The organism is Frigoribacterium sp. AP1 (assembly GCF_056680555.1).
Map to the genome: position 1 here is coordinate 2,124,392 of NZ_CM155288.1, position 20,769 is coordinate 2,145,160.

Here is a 20,769-nt window from a genome sequence, read left to right on the forward strand (position 1 = left end):
GCTCTCGTCGTCCCCGGGCGACCGCCCGGGGCAGGTGCCGTGTCAGTCGGCCAGCAGGACCGCCATGGCGCTCTTCAGGGCCTCGCGGTCGCGGCGCAGCTTGGCGACCTCGGCCTCGAGTTCGGCGACGCGCTCCGCCGTGGCGGCCGATCCCGAACCCGGGGGCCGACCCCGGCGCGGGGCCGCTGCGGCCGATGGGGCGGCCTCGTCGTCGTCCGAGGTGACGTCGAGTTCTCTCTCCACCGCGTCGTCGGGTGCCGGCGTCGGGGCGATCGACCGCTCGTGGGCGCGGATCCACCCGCGCAGGGATTGCTCACCGACCTCGAACTCGGACGCCGTCTCGCGGATGATCGCCCGGTTGCCCGGCTCGGCCTCGCGACGCTCGAGCACCCGGGCGAGCGACTTCTCTCGCGTCTCGTCGCTGTACTTCTGTTCGAAAGGCATGTGCGCTCCTGGTGTCGAGACACGGTGTCGTGTCAGCTCATTGAATAGCCCCCGTGATGACCGTACTGTACGTTGACGTGGTAGCGCACGGTTATGACGACAACTCACGTAACCGTTCGTGTCGCGCATCATGACGAATGCTGTAACACGACCGTCGATGGGCATCGGGTGTCGCCGAACGGCCCGCCGACGTGTGGCCCGCCCGCAGTGACGACTCGCGGCGGAACCGCCCGTCCTCCGGGTGTTGTCGGGGCGGACCGCTTAAGGTGTCAGGGTGTGGCGAGCCGACAGACAGCATGACAACGACGACGACGAGAACGACTCCGTCGCCGTCCCGACCGGCGCGCCCACGGGCGTGATCACACCCCATGCCGTCAGCCTCGGCCACCCGGGGCAGTCCCTGGGCAACGTGGCCGAGCCCGTCTGGAACACCTGGCGCGAGTCCCTCCGGCGGGTCGGCGGCCCCTCCGCGCTGCTGCACTTCGGCGACTCGCAGCGGTCCCGCATCGAGCTGAGCACGACCCACCCCGGTGGCCTCGCCCAGTTCATCACGGGCAAGACGACCCTGCTGTCGAGCCTGATCCGTGACGACCTCGCCCTGCGCACGGCCCGGGCCGCGGCCGGCGAGATCGCCGCGAAGGGGCTCGAGCTGAGCACGGTCCGCGGCATCGACGCCGTGCACCTGGCCATCGGCGTCGCCGCCTGGTCCTTCGCCGGAGAAGACTTCCGGGCCCCCGTGTTGCTGCGCCCGTTGGCGATCCGGCGCCACGGACGTGACTTCGAGGTCAAGCTGCTCGGCGAGCCCTTCCTTAACCCGGCGCTGGTCGACGCCCTGCACGACCAGTTCGGCATCACGCTCGACGCCGAGTCCTTCGTCTCGCTCGCCAGCCGAGAGGGGTCGTTCACGCCGAACCCGGTCATCGACCGCCTCCGCGGGCTGACGGCCCACCTCGAGTGGTTCACGGTCCAGCCGAGGCTCGTGGTCTCGACCTTCGCCGAGGTCTCGACCGAGATGGCCCTCGACGCCCGCGAGCTGGGCCACCCCGTGCTCGACGCGCTCGCCGGCAACCCGATGGCCATCCGTCAGGTCGAAGAGGCCTACCGTCCGACCACGGCGACGCCGCAGGACGAGCGCAGCCCCGAGACCGACACCCTGTTGCTCGACGCCGACCCCGAACAAGAGAACGTCGTGGCGCAGATCGCCGCGGGCAACTCGGTCGTCGTCAAGACCTTGCCGGGCACCGGCGGCACGCAGACGATCGTCAACGCGGTCGGTCGTCTCGTGTCACAGAACAAGCGCGTCCTCGTGGTGAGTGCCCGCCGGGCGACGCTGCGGGGCATCACGAGCCGTCTCGCCGACGTCGGCCTGCCGGGTGTCGCCGTCAGCCCGACCACGCTGCGCCGTGACGTGATCCGGTCGATCTCCCGCAACGAGAAGGCCACCCACCCTCACATGGGAGAAGTCGACGACGCCCTCGTGCGCCTCCGCAAGGTGCTCGTCGACTACCGTGGCGCCCTCAGCCGCCGGGACCCCGAGCTCGGCGTCTCGGTGCTCGACTGCCTCACCGAGCTCTCGCGGCTGGCCCTGCTGCCCGCCGCGCCGGCGACCACCGCCCGGCTCAGCCGCCGCAGCATCGCCGCCATGGTCGACGGCCGCGGGCGGGTGGCCGAGACGATGGTCGGTGCCGCCAACCTGGGCGAGTTCAAGTACGGCCCGGGCGACTCGCCTTGGTACGGCGCCCGCTTCACCGAGAGCGTCGGGGCCGGTGACGCGCACCAGCTCGCCAAGAACCTGCACCACCGCGACCTCCCCCGCCTGCTCGAGCGCGCGGAAGAGGTCATCGGCAGCACCCGCATGCGCCCGTTCGAGAGCGTCTCCGAGCTCGGCGTCTACTTGCGCCTGCTCACCGAGATCCGCGACACCCTCGACAAGTTCATGCCCGTGGTCTTCGACCGTTCGGTCGCCGAACTCGTCGCCGCGACGGCGCCCAAGCGTGAGGCGCCCGACATGTCGAGCGCCAACCGCCGTCGGCTCAAGAAGCTCGCCCGCGAGTACGTGCGACCCGGCGTCCACATCGCCGACCTGCACGGCGCGCTGCAGCGCATCCAGCAGCAACGCGTCGTCTGGCAGCGCTACGTGTCGGCCGGCACCCCGCCCGAGGTGCCCACGGGCATCGCCGACACGCACGTGCTGCACCAGCAGGTGTCGCAAGACCTCGAACGACTCGACGGCCCCCTCGGCCTGACGGGCGACGACGGACTGACCGAGATCGGCATCGTCGAGCTGCAGCAGCGGCTCGAGGCACTCGCCGCCGAGAGCGACGTCCTGCAGAACCTGCAGGAGCGCACCGAGCTCATGACGACCCTGCGCGATCTCGAACTGACCCCGCTCATCACCGACCTGGCCAACCGCCACGTGCCGGAGCACCAGGTCGCCGCCGAACTCGAGCTCGCCTGGTGGCGCTCGGCCCTCGAGTCGTTGCTCGAGGCCGACCGTGCCCTGCTCGGCGCCAACACCGCGATGCTCGACCGGCTCGAGGCCGACTTCCGCCTCGTCGACGAGGCCCACGCCGCGGGCAGCGCCCAGCTGCTCGCGTGGCTGCTGGCCGAGAACTGGAAGATCGGCTTGGTCGACTGGCCCGACGAGGCCTCGGCCCTGAAGGGGCTGTTGCGTCAGGGCCACCTGACCGCCCGTCTGCTGCACGACGCGGCCCCGCACCTGTCCCGGGCGATCGCCCCCGTCTGGGTCGCGTCGCCGTACGAGGTCCACACCATCGCCGACACCGTGCCGTTCGACACGGTCGTGCTCGTCGACGCCGGCGCCACGACCCTGGCCGAGAACGTCGGGGCGATCCGCCGCGGTAAACAGACCGTGGCCTTCGGCGACCCCGTGACCCAGACGCCGTCGGAGTTCGACATCGGCGTCGTGCCGGGCAAACCGCCCGTCGACGCCGACGAAGAGGCCCTGGCCGCGTCCCACTCCGAGAGCGCCCTCGCGCGCCTGGCGACCCTGCTGCCCACGCTCTCCCTCACGCGCAGCTACCGTGCCGGCGGAGAAGACCTCGCCGAGCTCGTCAACCGTCGGTTCTACGGCGGGCGCATCGAGTCCCTGCCCTGGGCGGGCAGCTTCCTCGGCCACGGCAGCATCGCGCTCGACTACGTCTCGGGCGGCACCGCCGTCCCCGACCCCGAGTCCGGCGCCGTCGAGAGCGTCGACGCCGAGGTCGACCGCGTGGTGTCCCTCGTCCTCGAGCACGCCCGCACACGGCCGAGCGAGTCGCTCATGGTGCTGACGGCGTCGGCCAAGCACGCCATCCGCGTGCAGCAGGCCGTCCTCACCGCGGTGTCGGGCCACAAAGACCTGACCGAGTTCGTCGTGGGCGACCGCAGCGAACCGTTCATGATCGCGACCCTCGAGCAGAGCGTCGCGCAGAGCCGCGACCACGTCGTGTTCTCGATCGGCTACGGCCGCACCCCGCACGGCCGCGTGCTGAGCGACTTCGGTCCGCTCGGCCAGCCGGGTGGCGAGCGTCTGCTGGCGGTGGCCATGACGCGTGCGCGTCGGTCGATGGTCATCGTCACCTGCTTCCAACCGGGCGACATCGACTCGAGTCGCATGGGCCACGGGACGGTCGCGCTCAGCGAGATCCTCACCGAGGTGCAGGCCCGGACGTCGGCCGAGCACGTCCCCGACGACAGCGAACCCATGCTCGTCGACCTGGCCCGCCGGCTCGAGGTCAAGGGCATCCCCGTCGCGCTCGGCCACCGGGGCAAGCTCGGTCTCGTGGCCGCGCACGACGGCGTCTGCGTCACGATCGAGACCGACACGACGCTCTCGCGCACCAGCCTGCGCGAGTCGTTGCGCTCACGTCCCGAGGTGCTGCGGCGGCTCGGCTGGCACTACATCCGCGTGCACGCGTTCCAGCTCTTCACCGACCCCGACGCCGTCGCCGAGCGCGTCGCCGAAGTGCTCGGCATCGGTGACTCGCACACGCACGAGGTGCCGGCCCTGTCGGCCAGCCAGCACGTCAACCGTCGATGACCCCACGAGGCAGGGCGTCCGACGGCGACGCCCCTCACGCGCTCGAAGCGGTCGAGCAACGCCCCCTGGTGGTGCGTCGACGGGCCGGGCGTCGCGTGACCACCGACCCGGTGCCGGGCAGCGACCCGACGCCCGCGCCCGAACCCGGTCGGCAGGGGTCGAGCGAGAACGACCAGCGATTGCGCGCCGACGTCCCACCCCACTGGGGCTGACCCGTCGCTCCCCGTGACACGACGAACCCGCCACGAGATCTCTCGTGGCGGGTTCGTCGTGGCGGGGTGTGGCGGCGGTCTCAGCGGCTGCCGAGCGGGCCGTTCTCGCTGTGCGGGTCGCGCGACTCGAGCACGGGCGCCGCGTGCGAGCCACCGCCGACGGCCGGCGCGGCCTGGGCGCGCAGCAGGTCGCGGATCTCGCTGAGCAGTTCGACGTCGGTCGGCGGGACGTCCGCCGGGATCTCCTCCGCCTTCTGCTTGGCGAAGGTGCGCTTCAGCAGGTTGTTCACCGGCAGCACGAGCACGAAGTAGACGACGGCCGCGATGATCAGGAACTGGATCGCGGACCCGATCACGGCGCCGAACTTCAGCTGGGCCTCGCCGCCGTCGAGCGTCGGGATGGTGACGATGAGCGCCTCGTCGAGCATGGTCGCGTTGAACGCGGCACCGATCAGCGGGTTGAACACGTTGGTCACGAGCGACGTCACGATGGCCGTGAAGGCCGCTCCGATGACGACGGCGACGGCGAGGTCGATGACGTTTCCGCGCAGGATGAACTCTTTGAAACCCTTCACGGGCGACTCCTTCTGATCCGACGAGACGAGGTTCTCGGCGTCCAGCAAACCACGGAGGCGCGCTCGGGTGATCCCGTCGGTCGCCTCGACCGGGTCAGGACGAGCTGGAGGAACCGCCCGACGAGCCGCTGCCGGACGAGCCCGAGCCGGACGAGCCGGAGCCCGAGCCGGAGCCGGACGAGCCGCTGCCGGACGAGGACGAACCCGACCCGCTGCCCGAGGCGCCCGACGTGGACGAGCCGCTCGCGCCTCCTGAGCTCTTCTCGGACGAGCCGGACGCCGACGCCTTGTCGCCCGATCCGGACGACCCCGAGCCCGACGTGCCCTTCGAGCGCGAGTCGGTGCGGTAGAAGCCCGACCCGTTGAAGGTCACGCCGACGGGGCTGAAGACCTTGCGCAGCTTGCCCTCGCAGACCGGGCAGACCGTGAGGGTGTCGTCGGTGAACGACTGCACGATGTCGAACGCGTTGTCGCATTCGGTGCAGCGGTACGAGTAGGTGGGCACGGAGGCGCTCCTGAGGGAAGGCGAGTCTAGAACTCGTGGATGCCGGAGGGGGTGACGACGCCGTCGACGGGCTGGTCGTGCCGCTCTCGGGGCACCGACTCGACGTACTCGGGGTCGAACACCACAGCATAGACGGGCGGGCGGCGCTCCATCGAGCCGAGGGTCTTGTCGAAGTAGCCCCTGCCCCAGCCCATGCGCATGCCGCCGTGGTCGATCGAGGCCGCGGGCACGACGATCAGGTCGACGTCGTTGACCGCCATCGGGCTGAGCACCTCGCCGACGGGCTCGGGCAGGTCGAAGAGGCCGCGGGTCTCGCTCTCGCCGTCGCCCACCGCCCAGTCGAGCAGGCCGTCGGCCCGGGTGATCGGGAACAGCACGCGGATGCCGTTCGCGAAGGCCCAGTTGAGGAACGGGCGCGTGTTCGGCTCGACGTCGGTCGACAGGTAGGCCGCGATCGAGCGCACCGACAGGCCCGTGGCGAGGTCGGTGAGGTGCCGGGTGATGCCCTCGGTGGTCTGGTCCCTCTCGTGCGCACCCAGGGTGCGACGCTTCTGGCGGATCTCGGCTCGCAGGGCGCGTTTGGCGTTGCCGACGTCGTCAGTCATGACGTCGAGCTTAACCGTCCGAGTATTAACCTCCGCGAAACGTCGGGGATGGATACGCTGACCCGCATGGGCTTCACGATTTCTAAAGCAGTCATTCCCGCCGCGGGCCTGGGGACACGATTCCTGCCCGCCACGAAAGCAATGCCGAAGGAGATGCTGCCGGTCGTCGACAAGCCGGCGATCCAGTACGTCGTCGAGGAGGCCGTCAGTGCCGGCCTCACCGACGTGCTGATGATCACGGGGCGCAACAAGAACGCGCTCGAGAACCACTTCGACCACGTCAGCGAGCTCGAAGAGACGCTGAAGAAGAAGGGCGACCACGACAAGCTCGCCAAGGTCAACCAGTCGACCGACCTCGCCGACATGCACTACGTGCGTCAGGGCGACCCGCTCGGCCTCGGCCACGCGGTGCTCCGCGCCAAGATGCACGTCGGACGCGAGCCGTTCGCCGTCCTGCTCGGTGACGACATCATCGACGCCCGCGACCCGCTTCTGACGCGCATGGTCGAGGTGCAGGGGCGGAAGAACGCCACCGTCATCGCCCTGCTCGAGGTCGATCCCTCGCAGACCCACCTCTACGGCATCGCCACGGTCGAGAAGACCGACGAGGACGACGTCGTCAAGGTCACCGGCCTCGTCGAGAAGCCGGCACAGGGCGAGTCGCCCTCGAACCTGGCGATCATCGGCCGCTACGTCATCCGCCCGGAGGTCTTCGACGTCCTCGAGAAGCAGGAGCCGGGCAAGGGCGGCGAGATCCAGCTGACCGACGCTCTCATGAAGATGGCCGGCGCCGAAGAGTGGACCGGCGGCGTGTACGGCGTCGTGTTCCGTGGTCGTCGCTACGACACCGGTGACAAGCTCGACTACATCAAGGCCATCGTGCAGCTCGCCTCCGACCGGGACGACATCGGTGGCGAACTGCGCCCGTGGTTGCAAGAGTTCACCGCCGGGCTCGAGAAGTAAGCAGGCGACACGTTCCGTGACGAACATCCCCACGCTGACGGAGGGGGCGGTGACCATCCGCCCCCTCCGTCTTCGTGACACCCGCGACCTCGACCAGGCCCTGACGGAGAACAGGTCGTGGCTGCGGCAGTGGGAGGCCACCAACCCGAACGGCTTCACCAGCCACGACGTGCGCGGCAGCATCCGCTCGCTGCAGACCAACGCCCGGGCGGGGCTCGGTCTGCCGTTCGCGATCGAGCTCGACGGCCGGTTCGTCGGCCAGCTCAACGTCTCGGGCATCGCCTACGGCTCGCTCGGCTCGGCCACCATCGGTTACTGGGTCACCCAGGCCGCGGCGGGCCACAACGCGACCCCGATCGCGGTGGCACTCGCGACCGACCACTGCTTCCGGGCCCTGGGCCTGCACCGCATGGAGATCTGCATCCGGCCCGAGAACGCCCCCAGCCTGCGCGTCGTCGAGAAGCTGGGCTTCCGCTACGAGGGTCTGCGGCGGCGCTACATCCACATCAACGGGTCGTGGCGCGACCACTTCTGCTTCGCGCTGGTCGCCGAAGAGGTGCCCGAGGGGGTCCTGCGTCGCTGGACCACGGGCACCGTGCCGGTCGGGCAGGGCAGTGTGCCGGCCGACGCCCTGGCCGAGGCCGGGCGCACGCTGCCGCTGTAGCGACTCCGCCCGCTCGGGTCGTCCGTCGGGCCGCGAGGCGGATCCGTCCCGCGACACGCGGACACACCTGTCGATCAGCGGCCTCCGGGGCCCGCCCGCTCATACCTTGGTCACCATGAACATCGAGTCGTGGGGTGGAGGCGTCGTCCTCGCTCTCGTCGCCGCGCTCTGGCTCGTCTACCTCGTGCCCACCTGGCAGCGCCGACGCGAGTACCTCGCGACCGAACGCAACGCCGTGCGGCTGCAGCAGACCCTGCGCATCCTCGCCCAGACGGCCGAGGTGCCCGACGAGGTGCGCATCGAGGCGAACGCCCGCTCGGTCGCCGACGCGCAGAAGATCCTGCGACACGAGGAGGCGCGGCGCGAGGCCCTGAGGCGTGCGCACGAGGCGGCGCGGCAGCGTGCCGTCACCCGCGAGCTCGCCGCGGCCGCCCCCGTGTTGCGGGCCGCCGACCGCGACCCCGCCCTCGCCGCCCGTCGGCTCCGGCGCTCGCGTCTGGTCTCGACCGTGGTGCTCGCCCTGAGCGCCGTCGCGATCGTCGCCGGCCTCGCCGCGGGCCTGACGTCGTCGTGGGTGCTGGTCGTCGCCGGCCTCGTCTTCGGCGGCGGTGCCGTCACCATGCTCTCTCAGCTGGCCGCGGTCTCGCGAGCCCGCGCCCGGCGTGCGGTGGTCGCGCCGGTGGCGCAGCCGCTGAAGGACTTCTCGGGCGTCATGGGGGAGGGCGTCGTCCTCCGCGACGACGAGGCCACGGTCGAGTCCCGGCTCTGGACGCCCGTGCCCGTGCCGAAGCCCCTCTACCTGCGACGCGGACGCCAGCGTCCCGCCTCGGCCGCGCCGGCGGACGACGCCGCGGCCGAGTTGAGGCAGGACTCCCGCCGCTCGGTCGAGTCACTGCGTGCCGCGCAGCACGACGCCCTGCGCGAGGCCGCCCGGGCCGAGGCCGCGCTGCAGTCGACGCGACGGGCGCCGGTGGCCGCCGCCGCGCCTCCTGCACCGGCCGCGGTCGTCGCCGACCCCGCCGGGGAGGCGCGGGTCGAGCCGGTCGCACCCCCTCGCCCCCCGAGTCGTTTCGCCCGCATGGGCATCATCGACGACCTGCCGCAGTCGGACTTCTCGCTCGACGAGGCCCTGCAGCGGCGTCGCGCCGTCTGACCCGCGGAGCGTCCACCCGGGTTCATCCGGCGGTCGACGAGGTGCTATCGTGGCAGAGCAGTTTCTGGGGCTATGGCGCAGTTGGTAGCGCGTCTCGTTCGCAATGAGAAGGTCAGGGGTTCGAATCCCCTTAGCTCCACCACACGAAGGCCCGGGTCGACCACGACCCGGGCCTTTCGCATGCCGGCCACCGCCGAGACCCCACGAACTCGCCGAGACCCCGGGACGCGTCCAGGGGTCTCGGCGACTTCCTGGGGTCTCGCCTCGGCGGTGGCCCGGGCGAGCTGATGGATCAGCTGTGAGCGGGCGCGGCGGGGGCGGGCCGGTCGTAGCATCCAGGCATGTCACTCGCAGTCAGCATCGTCCAACACGACGAACACGATCGTCCGGTCTGGTACCTGCAGTACTCCTACGCACGCACCCTGCCCGGAGCACCGGCCCGGGGTCCGTACCATTCGCGACTCGACGCCGAGGAGGCCCTGCACCACCTCCGCGACGCCGCCCACATGTACGGCGAGTTCGAGATCTCGGTGCTGACCGCCTGACCGCCGCCGGAGTGTGCGCGACCGACGAGAGGTTGCGCAGGGTGAATCGAATACGACAGATCGGTAACGAAAACGGGTCGCACAGCCTGTTCGGCTCGTCGGAACCACCAAGGCGCGACATGCTTGCCCCATGAGCACTCCGCAGCCGCCCTACGGTTCGTCCGACGAGCCCCGTGACCCCCGCGACGAGAACGGCCGCGGCGACCAGACGCCTCCGCCGTCGGCACCCCAGCCCCCGCAGCCGGCGTACGGCACGACGCCCCCGCCGAGTGCACCCCAGCCCGCCTACGGAGCACCCCAGCAGCCCTACGGTGGGCAGTCGCAGCAGCCCTACGGCGGCCAGCAGGCACCCTACGGTGCCGCCCCGACCGGTGCACCGGCCTACGGCCAGGCCCCGCAGTCGCCGCAGGGCGGCAACGGGCTCGGCATCGCCTCGATCGTCGTCGGCGGCGTCGGGCTGCTGTTGTCGTTCATCGGATTCGGTGTGATCCTCGCGATCGTCGGCCTCGTGCTCGGCATCATCGCGCTCGTCAAGAAGAAGGGCGCGCGCATGCTCGCCCTGATCGGCACGATCGTGTCGGGGCTCGGCGTGCTCATCGGCATCGCCGTCGTGATCGTCGGACTCGTCATCGGGCTCGCCTCCGTCCAGGCCGTCAACGACTCCCTGCCCACGAGCGGCTCGATCGACTCGGGTGACTCCGGGGAGGCCGACAGCGACGCCTCGGCCGAGAACAACGCCTTCGGCGACACCTTCACCTACGACGACGGCATCGCCGTGACGGTCTCGGCGCCCGAGGCGTACACGCCCGGCGAGTACTCGAGCGGCGCCGACCAGGCGGCCTCCGTGGTCTTCACCGTGACCATCGAGAACGGCACCGACGCGAACTTCGAGCCGATGCCCTACGAGACGGCCACCTCGGGCGGCGTCGAGGCCAGCAAGGTCTACGACTCCGACATCGAGAACTCGCCCACGACGGTCGTCCCGGCCGGCCAGACCATCACCTACCGCGTCGTGTTCTCGGTGGCCGACGCCGACCAGATCGTCTTCCAGATGTCCCCGTCGTTCGACTACGACGACGTGGTCTTCACGAGCTGACCCGTCCCGCGTCCACCGGCCCGCTCCGGGCGGAGCCCCCGTCGACCCTCGACGGGGGCTCCGTGGCGTCCTCGGTGACCGGCGCCGCGCCTCCTGCACCATGATGGTCGGGTGCCTCCGACGACCCCGACCGACGCCTCGACGCCTCACCTCTCGACCGATCCCGAGCTGCTCGCGCGGCTGAGGGACGACCTGGCGTCGTCCGGGTTCACGGTCGAGCGGCTGCAAGGTGCCGACGCCTGGGGTTCGCACGCCGGCGCCGCACTCTTCCGCGGCGAGCGGGTCGCCGCCCGTCGTGCCCTAGCCCGCAGCGCCGCACGCGACGAGTCGGTGCGTCCGGCCGCCACGCTCGCGTCGCTGTTCGTGCTCGGCTACCCGCAGGGCCTCGACGCGGTCGCCGACGCCCTGCCGACCCTGGGTGCCGAGGGCGCGGTCGCCCTCGGGCTCGTGGCGAGCGAGGGCGACTCGGTCCGTGCGCTCGTCGACCTCCGCCCGTACGCCTTCGTCGACGCCTCGGGCGAGGCGAGCTGGTGGATCGCCTCCGACCTCGGGGAGCTCGTCGTCGAGGGGGCTCTGCGCGAGGACCACGTGCTCGGCGTCGGGGGAGCCTCGGCCACGCTCGCCGGCCTGATGATCTCGCGCCAGGTCGACCGGGCGCTCGACCTCGGCACGGGCTGTGGCATCCAGGCCCTGCACGCGGCCCGGCACGCGCGGCACGTCGTGGCCACCGACATCTCGCAGCGTGCCCTCGACTACGCCGCGTTCAACGCCGCGCTCAACCTGGTCGACGGCATCGAGCTGCGCCTCGGCAGCCTCTTCGAGCCCGTGACCGGCGAGACCTTCGACCACATCGTCTCGAATCCGCCGTTCGTCATCACGCCGCGGGCCGAGGGCGTGCCCGAGTACGAGTACCGCGACGGCGGCATGGTCGGCGACGACCTCGTCGCCTCGGTCGTCGAGGGCCTCGGCCGCCACCTCGCGCCGGGCGGCGTCGCGCAGCTGCTGGGCAACTGGGAGTCCGGAGGCGCGGGTGCGGTCGCCGGCAAGAGGGGCGCGTACTCGGTCGCCGACTGGGCGGCCCGGGGCGGCGTGCCCGTCGACGTCTGGGTCGTCGAGCGCGAGGTGCAGGACCCGACCGCCTACTCCGAGACCTGGATCCGCGACGGCGGCACCCGACCGGGCTCGGCGGACTTCGAGCGCCTGTACGAGGCGTGGCTCGGCGACTTCGAGGCCCGGGGCGTCGTCGAGGTCGGCTTCGGCTACCTGACGGTGCGGCGGCCCGCGGACGACGCGAGCCTGCCCGTGGTGCGCACGGAGCGCCTCCTCGGCGGTCTCGGTCAGAACGACGTCGGTCTCGGCGCCCACCTGCTCGGCACGCTCGACGCGATCGAGCTGCTGCGCGACCTCGACGACGAGCAGCTGGCCGCGCGTCGGCTGGTCGTCGCGGGGGACGTCACCGAGGAGCGACACTACTGGCCCGGCAACGACGACCCCACGGTCATCTCGCTGCGACAGGGCGGCGGCTTTGCCCGGACGGTCGACTCGGGCACGGCCCTGTCGGCGCTGGTCGGCGCCTGCGACGGCGAGCTGAGCGTCGGCGCGATCGTCGGTGCGCTCGCCCAGTTGCTCGGGGCGGACGAGGCCGCGTTGCGGTCGGAGCTGCTGCCGCAGGTCCGCGAACTGGTGACGACGGGCATGCTGCGGGCCTGAGCCCGGCGGACGTGCCGGGCGGCGGGCCCGCGGGGTCAGGCGGGAGTCGCCACCGCCGCCAGGGCCAGACGCCAGACGAGCTCGACGTGCTCGGCCATGTCGGTGCCGGGGTCGAGCATCCACTGGATCTGCATGCCGTCGCTGACCGCGAGCAGCACGGTCGCGAGGCGGGTGGGGTCGACGCCCGACGGCACCTCTCCCCGCTCCTGTCGGATGGTGATCGCCGCGGCGACCTGGGCTCGGATCGACGCGTAGCGCTCCACGAAGTACGCGTGGGCGGCGTGGCTCGGGTCGCTCGTCGCGGCCGTCGACATGCTCGCGAACAGCTGGACCAGCCCGGGCACGTCGGCGTTGTGGCGGATGACCGCGATCAGCTGCTCGACGATGTCGACGTGCGGGTCGGCGAGGGCGTTGTCGACCTCGTCGCGTCGGCGGAGGATGGCCGTGAACAGCTCGTCCTTGCTCTCGAAGTAGTGCAGCAGCCCGGCCTGGCTGAGGCCGACCGAGTCGGCCAACTCTTTGACCGACGTGCCACGGAACCCGTTGCGGGCGACCACGTCGAGCGCCGTGTCGAGGATCTCGGTGCGCTTGGCCACACCCTTCGCGTACGAACCCCGTTGTGCCATGCGGTCAGGCTAGCGCGACCGTCGCCGGTCCGGCCCGAAACCCACCGTCGCTCGGTTTTCGCTGGTAGCGTCACGTCATGACCCTCCACAGCGACGGCGACGCGGCCGACGACCAGACACGACACGACCAGGCCCGACTCGTCGAGCTCCTCGGGCGGCTGACCCTCGACGAGAAGGTGCAGCTGCTCACCGGCCGCGACTTCTGGACGACCCACCCGAACGAGAAGATCGGCCTGCGGCGCATCCTGGTCAGCGACGGCCCCAGCGGGGTGCGCGGCGAGGTGTGGGACGAACGCTCGCCGTCCCTGAACCTGCCCAGCGCCTCCTCGCTCTCGTCGGCCTGGGACCCCGACCTGGCCCGCCGCTACGGTGCCGCGGCCGCCGTCGAGGCCCGCCGGAAGGGCGTCGACGTCGTGCTCGGCCCGACCATCAACCTGCACCGGTCGCCCCTCGGTGGTCGGCACTTCGAGGCGTTCAGCGAGGACCCCGTGCTCACCGCCGAGCTCGCCGCCGCGTACGTCCACGGCGTGCAGGACAACGGCGTCGGCGCGACGCCCAAGCACTACGTCGCCAACGACTACGAGACCGACCGCTTCACCGCGAGCACCGTGGTCAGCGACCGGGCCCTCCGCGAGCTCTACCTGCTGGCGTTCGAGAAGGCCGTCACCGAGGCGCACGCCTGGCTGGTCATGTCGTCGTACAACTCGATCAACGGCGTCACCGCGACCGAGAACGAGCTGCTCGAGACCCCCCTGAACAGTGAGTGGGGCTTCGACGGGGTCGTGGTCAGCGACTGGACGGGCGTCCGCAGCGTCGAGAGCGCGAAGCACTCCCAAGACCTGGTGATGCCCGGCCCGGACGGCCCCTGGGGCGACGCGCTCGTCGCCGCCGTGCGGGCGGGCGAGGTGTCCGAGGACGCGATCGACCGCAAGGTGCTGCGCCTGCTGCAGCTCGCCGCCCGCGTCGGCGCCCTCGACGGCTTCGAACCCGTGGCCGCGACGCCGACCACCGTCGAGGACGGCATCGCCTTCGTCCGCGAGGCCGCGGCCGCCGGCACCGTCCTGGCCCACGACCGAGGAGGCGCGGTGCCGGTCGACCCCTCGACCGTCCGGTCGATCGCGGTCGTCGGCCACAACGCCCGCTTCGCCCGCACCCAGGGCGGCGGCAGCGCCACCGTGCTGCCCGAGAAGGTCGTCACGCCGATCGAGGGCATCGAGGAGGCCTTCCCCGACGCGACCGTGACGTACTCGGTCGGTGCCGTCGTGCAAGAAGGGGTGGCCGAGCTGCCCCTCGACCGCATTACCAACCCCGAGACGGGCGAACCCGGCGTCCGGGTGTCGTTCCGCTCGGGCGACGACGAACTGTTCGCCGAGGACCGCCGGGCCACCGCGCTCGTCTGGTTCGGCGGCGACGCTCCCATCGAGCGCAGCGACACCGTGCGGTTCTCGACCCGGTACACGCCCGAGGTCACGGGCGAGATCCTGCTCGGCGTCGCCTCGGTCGGCCACTCGGTGATCCGGGTCGACGGCGAGGTCGTGCTCGACGGCACGAGTGAGGCCGTCGGCGACGACCTCGGTGCGGCGTTCCTCGCGCCCCCGTCGCAGTCGGCCGCCGTGGCGGTCGTCGAGGGTCGGCCGATCGACGTCGTCATCGACCACACCATCGGGGCGAGCGCGCTCGGCGGAGCCCTGAGCTACACCTTCGGCATCGAGCCCGACGACGGCGACCCGTCCGGGCTGATCGACGAGGCCGTCGCGGCCGCGGCGGCCGCCGACCTGACGATCGTCGTCGTGGGGACCAACAGCAAGGTCGAGTCCGAGGGTTTCGACCGCACCTCGCTCGGGCTGCCCGGCCGTCAGGACGAGCTCGTCTCGCGCGTGGCCGCGGCCGCCGCGACGACCGTCGTCGTGGTCAACGCGGGGTCGCCGGTCACCATGCCCTGGCGCGACGAGGTCGACGCGCTGTTCCTCACCTGGTTCGGCGGTCAGGAGTACGGCCACGCGCTCGGCGACGTCCTCACCGGAGCCGTCGAGCCCGGTGGGCGCCTACCCACCACCTGGCCCGCCACCCAGGAGGACGTGCCCGTCATCGACGTCACTCCCGTCGACGGCGAGGTCGTCTACGACGAGGGCATCCACATCGGCTACCGCGCCTGGCTCAAGGCCGGGACGACGCCGGCCTACCCGTTCGGGCACGGCCTCGGCTACACGACCTGGTCGCTGTCGGGCCTCGACGCGACGCCGTCGGTGACCGTGGGAGGCGCGGTGCAGGTGGCCGTCGACGTCGCCAACACCGGTGCTCGCGAGGGCAAGCACGTGGTGCAGGTCTACGCGTCGCGCGCCGACTCCGTGGTGGACCGTCCCGCGCTCTGGCTGGTCGGGTTCGCGTCCGTCGTGGTGTCGGCCGGCGGGACGCGTCGCGTCGAGCTGAGCGTCCCGGCCCGGGCCTTCGCCGACTGGCGGGACGGTGCCTGGGCTCACGAGCCGGGTGCGTTCACGCTGCACGTCGGCTCGTCGGTGGCCGAGCTGCCGCTCGAGGCGACGGTGGTGCTCGAGGGGTGACGCGCGCCTCCTGACGCGACCCGCGCCTCCTGGTCTCTCGGATCGGGAGGCGCGGGTCGTCGGTGCGGGGAGCGAGCGTCAGCCGCGGTGGTTGCCCGTGCGCTCGCCCCACTCGCGCCACGAGTACTCGGGCACGAAGCCGAGCAGGTCGCGGGCCTTGTCGCTGCTGAGCAGCGGCTCGACGCCCTCGACGGCCCGGCGCTTCTCGACCTGCGGCCAGTACTGCTCGGCGAGCACGGCCGTCGGCGTGTTCATCACGGTGTCGGACGCCGCGATGATGAACGCCTCGAAACCGACGAGGTCGCTCTCGAGCGCCTTCCGCACCGCCTGGGCGCCGTCGCGGGCGTCGATGTACGAGAACAGGTTGAAGGTGCGCTTCTCGGGCGCCTCGTCGAAGGGGTACTCCGAGTAGTCGCCGTCGTCCATCACGTTCGAGAAGCGCAGGCCGATCAGCTTGAGCTGGCGGTCCCAGCGCGTGAAGTGGCGCGCCATCTCTTCCTCGACGGCCTTGCCGAGCGAGTACGACGACTCGGGGCGCACGGGGTACTCCTCGTCGAGCGGCAGGTAGGGCGGGTCGATGTCGAACGGGATGCCCAGCAGGGTCTCGCTCGAGGCCCACACCACGTTGCGGATCTTCGCGGCGCGGGCGGCGGCGAACACGTTGTAGCTCGAGGTCACGTTGTTCGTGAAGAGGGCGGCGTTCGGCACCAGGCCGGGGGCCGGGATCGCGCCGAGGTGCACGACGGCGTCGATGTGGTCGTACCGGTCGTCCACGCTGGTCAGAGCCTGGGCGACCTGGCCGTAGTCGGTCAGGTCGACCTTGACGAACACGACGCCCTCGACGGGGTCGGGGCTGGGCACGCGGTCGAGCAGGACGACCTCGTAGCCGTGCTCGGCGAGGTCGCGCACGACGGCACGGCCGAGCTTGCCGCTGCCGCCGGTGACGGCGACTCGGGTGGTGGGGGTGCGGGGAGACGACATCGTCGGCCCTTTCTGCCGGGCGCCCGGCGGGTCTGGAGGTGCGCGGATCGGGCTGCGCGCCTCCCACGTTTCTACTAGTCGGCGGCCGTCCGTGGTCGGACGCGGGTGGTCGGGTCGACTCCGTCTCGACACCCGGGAGGCGCGGTGCCGGTCCTGACCCGCTGGGAGCCGTGTCGGAGGCGCCGGGTAGCTTCGGGCTCACCGGGGTCGAGCGTCGGCCCCCGAGAGAGGCCCCCATGAGCACGCCCGCGAACCCCACGAACCCCGCGAACCACGACGCCGACGAGCGCACCGACCCGGCGGCCGTGCACGGCGACAGCGCGGAGACCGTCGAGCTGCACGGCGAGTCCCCGGCCGACGAGGCCGCCGTCGAAGGTGCCGTCGAGCAGGTCGACGGTCTGCTCGGTGGCCCGGGGCGCATCGCCTGAGCCGTCGGCACGTCGGGGCCTCGGCGCGTCGGTGCTGTCGTGCTCGGGTGTGTCAGCCGATCGGCTGCAACGAGTGGAACGCGGTGCCGTGGTAGACGAGCGGTGCCGCCGTGTCGTCGACCTCGGCGCCGAGCACCTGCAAGATGACGACGACGTGGTCGCCGGCCGGCACCTCGCGGTGCACGACGCACTCGAGCCGCAACGGCGTGCCCGACACCAGGACGGCCCCGTCGTCGGTGACGACGTGGTCGACGTCGGCGAACCGGGCGGCCCGGGTGCGCGACGAGAGCTGACGACAGAGCAGGCCCTGGTCGGCGGCGAGCACCGAGACGCCCAGGCTCGGTGCCGTGCGCAGGCGAGCCCACGTGGCCGAGTCCTGACGCGCGGCGAAGGTCACCATCGGCGGGTCGAAGGACGCCCCGACCGTGAAGCTCGAGACGACCATGCCGTCCGGGCCGTCGACCCCGGTGGCGGCGAGTGCGGCGACCCCGCTCGGGAAGGCGGCGAACGCCGAGTGTTCGACCGGGGCGAGCGACGTGGTGCGGGTCATCGGGGGCTCCCGTCGTGAGATGTGAACCAGTTGGTTCACCCTGGACGCTAGCCGTCGGGTGTTTCATCCGGATTACGAGGTGGGCCAATCACCTGGAAGTCACCCACCGCCTCGAGGGCCGTCCGAGGTACGGTGTAGTGCGCTCACCGGCTGGTTACCGGGGCGCCCGTTCCCGACAAGCGGCCGTCGAACGCAGCGTGGTCTCCTGATCCGACTTCGTGAGGTCCTCGGCCGTGGGTCCGGTGGGCACGCCCTGGTCCGAGTTCTGCTCGTCGACCGGGGCGTGCCCTCTTCTCGTCCCGGGGCGTCGTGGACCGCGCCTCCCCGGGGTCGCGCACCGCGCCTCCTCGGGGTCGCGCGCCGCGCCCCCTCGTGATTTACTTGAGTTCCTCTCACCTCGTGGAGGTTCAGGGCACGAGGCAGGGGACCGGCCGCGGGGGCGCCGCCCCGCCCTCGCGGTCGGGCGACCCGGCCGTCGTCGTCGCCGACGGCCCGGTCGATGGTGCAGGGTTGACTCATCATGTCGCCCGCTCCCGTCGCCCCCCTCGCCGCCCTGCTCCCGTCGACGCCGGGTGCGGACTCGTACGACGCCGACACGGCGTACACGGCCTTCGCCGAATGGGCCGAGTCGCGCGGGCTGCCGCTCTACCCGGCCCAGGACGAGGCGATGATGGAGCTCGTCGGCGGCGCGTCGGTGATCCTCAGCACGCCGACCGGCACCGGCAAGTCGCTCGTCGCGGCCGGTGCCCACTTCGTCGCCCTGAGCCAGGGTGGCCGCTCGTACTACACGGCCCCGATCAAGGCGTTGGTCAGCGAGAAGTTCTTCGCGCTGGTCGAGCTCTTCGGACCCGAGAACGTCGGCATGGTGACCGGCGACTCCTCGGTCAACGCCGACGCGCCCATCATCTGCTGCACCGCCGAGATCCTCGCGAACCTGGCGCTGCGGCACGGGGCCGACGCGGCCGTCGACCAGGTCGTCATGGACGAATTCCACTTCTACGGCGACCAGTCGCGCGGGTGGGCCTGGCAGGTGCCGCTGTTGCTGCTGCCGAACGCGCAGTTCCTGCTCATGTCGGCCACCCTCGGAGACGTCACCCGCATCACCGACGACCTGGCGCGACGCACCGGTCGGCCCGTCGCGCGGGTCACCGGCGTCGAGCGTCCGGTGCCCCTGCACTACTTCTACGCGCAGACCCCCGTGCAAGAGACGGTCGAAGAACTGCTCTCGACCGGCGAGGCACCCGTCTACGTCGTCCACTTCTCGCAGGCCGCGGCCCTCGAGCGGGCGCAGGCGCTCTCGAGCATCAAGGTCGCCAGCCGCGAGCAACGCGACGAGATCGCCGAGCTGATCGGCGGGTTCCGGTTCAGCACGGGCTTCGGCAAGACCCTCAACCGCCTCGTGCGCTCGGGCATCGGCGTGCACCACGCGGGCATGCTGCCCAAGTACCGACGCCTGGTCGAGCAACTCGCGCAACGCGGACTGCTGCGGGTCATCTGCGGCACCGACACGCTCGGCGTCGGCATCAACGTGCCGATCCGCACGGTGCTGCTGACGGCGCTGACCAAGTTCGACGGCACCCGCATGCGCCAGCTGAGCGCCCGCGAGTTCCACCAGATCGCCGGGCGGGCCGGTCGCGCGGGCTACGACACCTCGGGCACGGTCACGCTGCAGGCGCCCGAGCACGAGATCGACAACCTCAAACAGATCGAGCGGGCGGGCGACGACCCGAAGAAGAAGCGCAAGATCGTCCGCAAGAAGGCGCCCGACGGGTTCGTGTCCTGGGGTGAGCCCAGCTTCACCAAGCTGATCGCCGCCGAGCCCGAGGCCCTGACCTCGCACATGCAGGTCACCCACGCCATGCTGCTCAACGTCATCGGACGCGGCGGCGACGTCTTCTCGAACGTGCGCTCCCTGGTCTTCGACAACCACGAGCCGCTCGCCAAGCAGTACGCCATGGCCCGACAGGCCATCTCGATCTACCGCACGCTGCGCACCGCCGAGGTCGTCGTGCAAGAGGCGTCACCCGACGGGGGTGCCCCCACCATCCGCCTGACGGTCGACCTGCAGGCGAACTTCGCCCTGAACCAGCCGCTGTCGCCCTTCGCCCTCGCGACCTTCGAGGTGCTCGACGTCGAGTCGCCCACGTACGCGCTCGACATGGTGTCGGTGGTCGAGGCCACCCTCGACGACCCGCGGCCGATCCTGTCGCAACAGCAGTTCAAGGCCCGGGGCGAGGCCGTGGCCGCGATGAAGTCCGAGGGCATCGAGTACGACCAGCGCATGGAACTCCTCGAAGAGGTCACCTGGCCCAAGCCGCTCGACGCGTTGCTGACGGCCCTCTTCGAGACGTACGCGGCCTCCCAGCCCTGGATCGGCGACTTCGCGCTCAGCCCCAAGTCGGTCGTTCGCGACCTGTACGAACGCGCCATGACGTTCGGCGACTTCGTGAACTTTTACGGGCTGGCCCGTTCCGAGGGCCTCGTGCTGCGCTACCTGTCGGACGCCTTCCGCGCCCTGCGCCAGACCGTGCCCGACGAGGCGAAGACCGACGAGCTGGTCGACGTCATCGAGTGGCTCGGCGAACTCGTGCGGCAGGTCGACTCGAGCCTGCTGGACGAGTGGGAAGAGATGGTGAACCCGCGCGAGGTCGAAGCCCACGATGAGATCGTGCCTCCGACGCTGCGCAACCTCACCGCCAACGCGCGGGCCTTCCGCATCATGGTGCGCAACGAGCTGTTCCGTCGCGTCGAACTGGTCGCCCGGGACGACGCGGACGCCCTCGGCGCCCTCGACGCGGGCTCGGGCTGGGACGCCGACCGCTGGGGTGAGGCCCTCGACCGGTACTACGACGAGTACGACTCCATCGGCACGGACGCCGCGGCCCGGGGGCCGCAGATGCTGCAGGTCGAGCAACTGCCCACGGTGTGGCGTGTGCGGCAGATCCTGGCCGACCCCGAGGGCGACCACGACTTCGGCATCTCGGCCGTGGTCGACCTCGCCTCGAGCGACGAGCGGGGCGAGGCCGTCGTGACGGTCACGGCCGTCGGGCCGGCCTCCGAGCGGAGCCGACCGTCACCCGTCGAGGGGTAATCTCGTAGGGTCCTGCCC

General features: G+C 71.4%; 17 protein-coding genes and 1 tRNA gene. 11 read left to right on the plus strand and 7 right to left on the minus strand.

Annotated features, from left to right (window positions below):
• Positions 1–42: 42 nt before the first annotated feature.
• Positions 43–444 (minus strand): hypothetical protein, encoded by a 402-nt coding sequence (locus AC1MBW_RS10205; protein ID WP_054146943.1) that lies wholly within the window; start codon positions 442–444, stop codon positions 43–45.
• Positions 445–718: 274 nt separating this feature from the next.
• Between AC1MBW_RS10205 and AC1MBW_RS10210 the strand changes: the two genes are divergently transcribed.
• On the plus strand, positions 719–4,486 hold the full coding sequence (locus tag AC1MBW_RS10210) for an ATP-binding protein (protein WP_054146942.1): 3,768 nt from the start codon (positions 719–721) through the stop codon (positions 4,484–4,486).
• 292 nt (positions 4,487–4,778) lie between these two features.
• Here AC1MBW_RS10210 and mscL read toward each other — a convergent pair whose 3' ends face one another.
• From mscL to AC1MBW_RS10225, 3 genes are all read right to left on the minus strand, one after another.
• Positions 4,779–5,273, minus strand: a complete 495-nt coding sequence (mscL, locus tag AC1MBW_RS10215; protein ID WP_480024392.1) for a large conductance mechanosensitive channel protein MscL — start codon at positions 5,271–5,273, stop codon at positions 4,779–4,781.
• Positions 5,274–5,367: 94 nt separating this feature from the next.
• Complete coding sequence (locus tag AC1MBW_RS10220; protein WP_480024393.1) at positions 5,368–5,778, minus strand: FmdB family zinc ribbon protein; 411 nt, start codon at positions 5,776–5,778, stop codon at positions 5,368–5,370.
• A 26-nt stretch (positions 5,779–5,804) separates the two neighbouring features.
• A complete protein-coding gene (locus tag AC1MBW_RS10225) occupies positions 5,805–6,383 on the minus strand; it encodes a 5-formyltetrahydrofolate cyclo-ligase (protein ID WP_480024394.1) in 579 nt (192 codons plus the stop codon).
• Between the two features lie 66 nt (positions 6,384–6,449).
• Between AC1MBW_RS10225 and galU the strand changes: the two genes are divergently transcribed.
• From galU to AC1MBW_RS10260, 7 genes are all read left to right on the plus strand, one after another.
• Positions 6,450–7,346, plus strand: coding sequence for a UTP--glucose-1-phosphate uridylyltransferase GalU (gene galU, locus AC1MBW_RS10230; protein ID WP_480026095.1), 897 nt, complete (start codon positions 6,450–6,452; stop codon positions 7,344–7,346).
• A gap of 16 nt (positions 7,347–7,362) precedes the next feature.
• Entirely contained in the window at positions 7,363–8,010 is a 648-nt protein-coding gene (locus AC1MBW_RS10235) for a GNAT family N-acetyltransferase (protein WP_054146938.1), read from the plus strand.
• Between the two features lie 115 nt (positions 8,011–8,125).
• Positions 8,126–9,163, plus strand: a complete 1,038-nt coding sequence (locus tag AC1MBW_RS10240) for a hypothetical protein (RefSeq protein ID WP_480024395.1) — start codon at positions 8,126–8,128, stop codon at positions 9,161–9,163.
• A 66-nt stretch (positions 9,164–9,229) separates the two neighbouring features.
• Positions 9,230–9,305, plus strand: a tRNA-Ala gene (locus AC1MBW_RS10245).
• Positions 9,306–9,504: 199 nt separating this feature from the next.
• Positions 9,505–9,708 carry a hypothetical protein gene (locus AC1MBW_RS10250; RefSeq protein WP_054146936.1) on the plus strand — a complete coding sequence of 68 codons (204 nt, stop codon included), beginning with the start codon at positions 9,505–9,507 and terminating at the stop codon, positions 9,706–9,708.
• 130 nt (positions 9,709–9,838) lie between these two features.
• The gene (locus AC1MBW_RS10255) at positions 9,839–10,804 is read left to right on the plus strand and encodes a DUF4190 domain-containing protein (RefSeq protein ID WP_054146935.1); all 966 of its coding nucleotides are present in this window, start codon (positions 9,839–9,841) and stop codon (positions 10,802–10,804) included.
• 111 nt (positions 10,805–10,915) lie between these two features.
• Entirely contained in the window at positions 10,916–12,514 is a 1,599-nt protein-coding gene (locus AC1MBW_RS10260) for a DUF7059 domain-containing protein (protein WP_480024396.1), read from the plus strand.
• Between the two features lie 35 nt (positions 12,515–12,549).
• Here AC1MBW_RS10260 and AC1MBW_RS10265 read toward each other — a convergent pair whose 3' ends face one another.
• Positions 12,550–13,140, minus strand: a complete 591-nt coding sequence (locus AC1MBW_RS10265; RefSeq protein WP_480024397.1) for a TetR/AcrR family transcriptional regulator — start codon at positions 13,138–13,140, stop codon at positions 12,550–12,552.
• A gap of 77 nt (positions 13,141–13,217) precedes the next feature.
• Between AC1MBW_RS10265 and AC1MBW_RS10270 the strand changes: the two genes are divergently transcribed.
• Positions 13,218–15,701 carry a beta-glucosidase family protein gene (locus AC1MBW_RS10270; protein WP_480024398.1) on the plus strand — a complete coding sequence of 828 codons (2,484 nt, stop codon included), beginning with the start codon at positions 13,218–13,220 and terminating at the stop codon, positions 15,699–15,701.
• 78 nt (positions 15,702–15,779) lie between these two features.
• Here the strand turns inward: AC1MBW_RS10270 and AC1MBW_RS10275 are convergent, their stop codons facing one another.
• Positions 15,780–16,682 carry an NAD-dependent epimerase/dehydratase family protein gene (locus tag AC1MBW_RS10275; protein WP_054146931.1) on the minus strand — a complete coding sequence of 301 codons (903 nt, stop codon included), beginning with the start codon at positions 16,680–16,682 and terminating at the stop codon, positions 15,780–15,782.
• Between the two features lie 236 nt (positions 16,683–16,918).
• Between AC1MBW_RS10275 and AC1MBW_RS10280 the strand changes: the two genes are divergently transcribed.
• Positions 16,919–17,110 carry a hypothetical protein gene (locus AC1MBW_RS10280; RefSeq protein WP_480024399.1) on the plus strand — a complete coding sequence of 64 codons (192 nt, stop codon included), beginning with the start codon at positions 16,919–16,921 and terminating at the stop codon, positions 17,108–17,110.
• A gap of 52 nt (positions 17,111–17,162) precedes the next feature.
• Here AC1MBW_RS10280 and AC1MBW_RS10285 read toward each other — a convergent pair whose 3' ends face one another.
• Entirely contained in the window at positions 17,163–17,660 is a 498-nt protein-coding gene (locus AC1MBW_RS10285; protein WP_480024400.1) for a flavin reductase family protein, read from the minus strand.
• A gap of 520 nt (positions 17,661–18,180) precedes the next feature.
• Here AC1MBW_RS10285 and AC1MBW_RS10290 point away from each other — a divergent pair.
• Positions 18,181–20,751 carry a DEAD/DEAH box helicase gene (locus AC1MBW_RS10290; RefSeq protein ID WP_480024401.1) on the plus strand — a complete coding sequence of 857 codons (2,571 nt, stop codon included), beginning with the start codon at positions 18,181–18,183 and terminating at the stop codon, positions 20,749–20,751.
• The last annotated feature ends 18 nt before the right edge of the window (positions 20,752–20,769 follow it).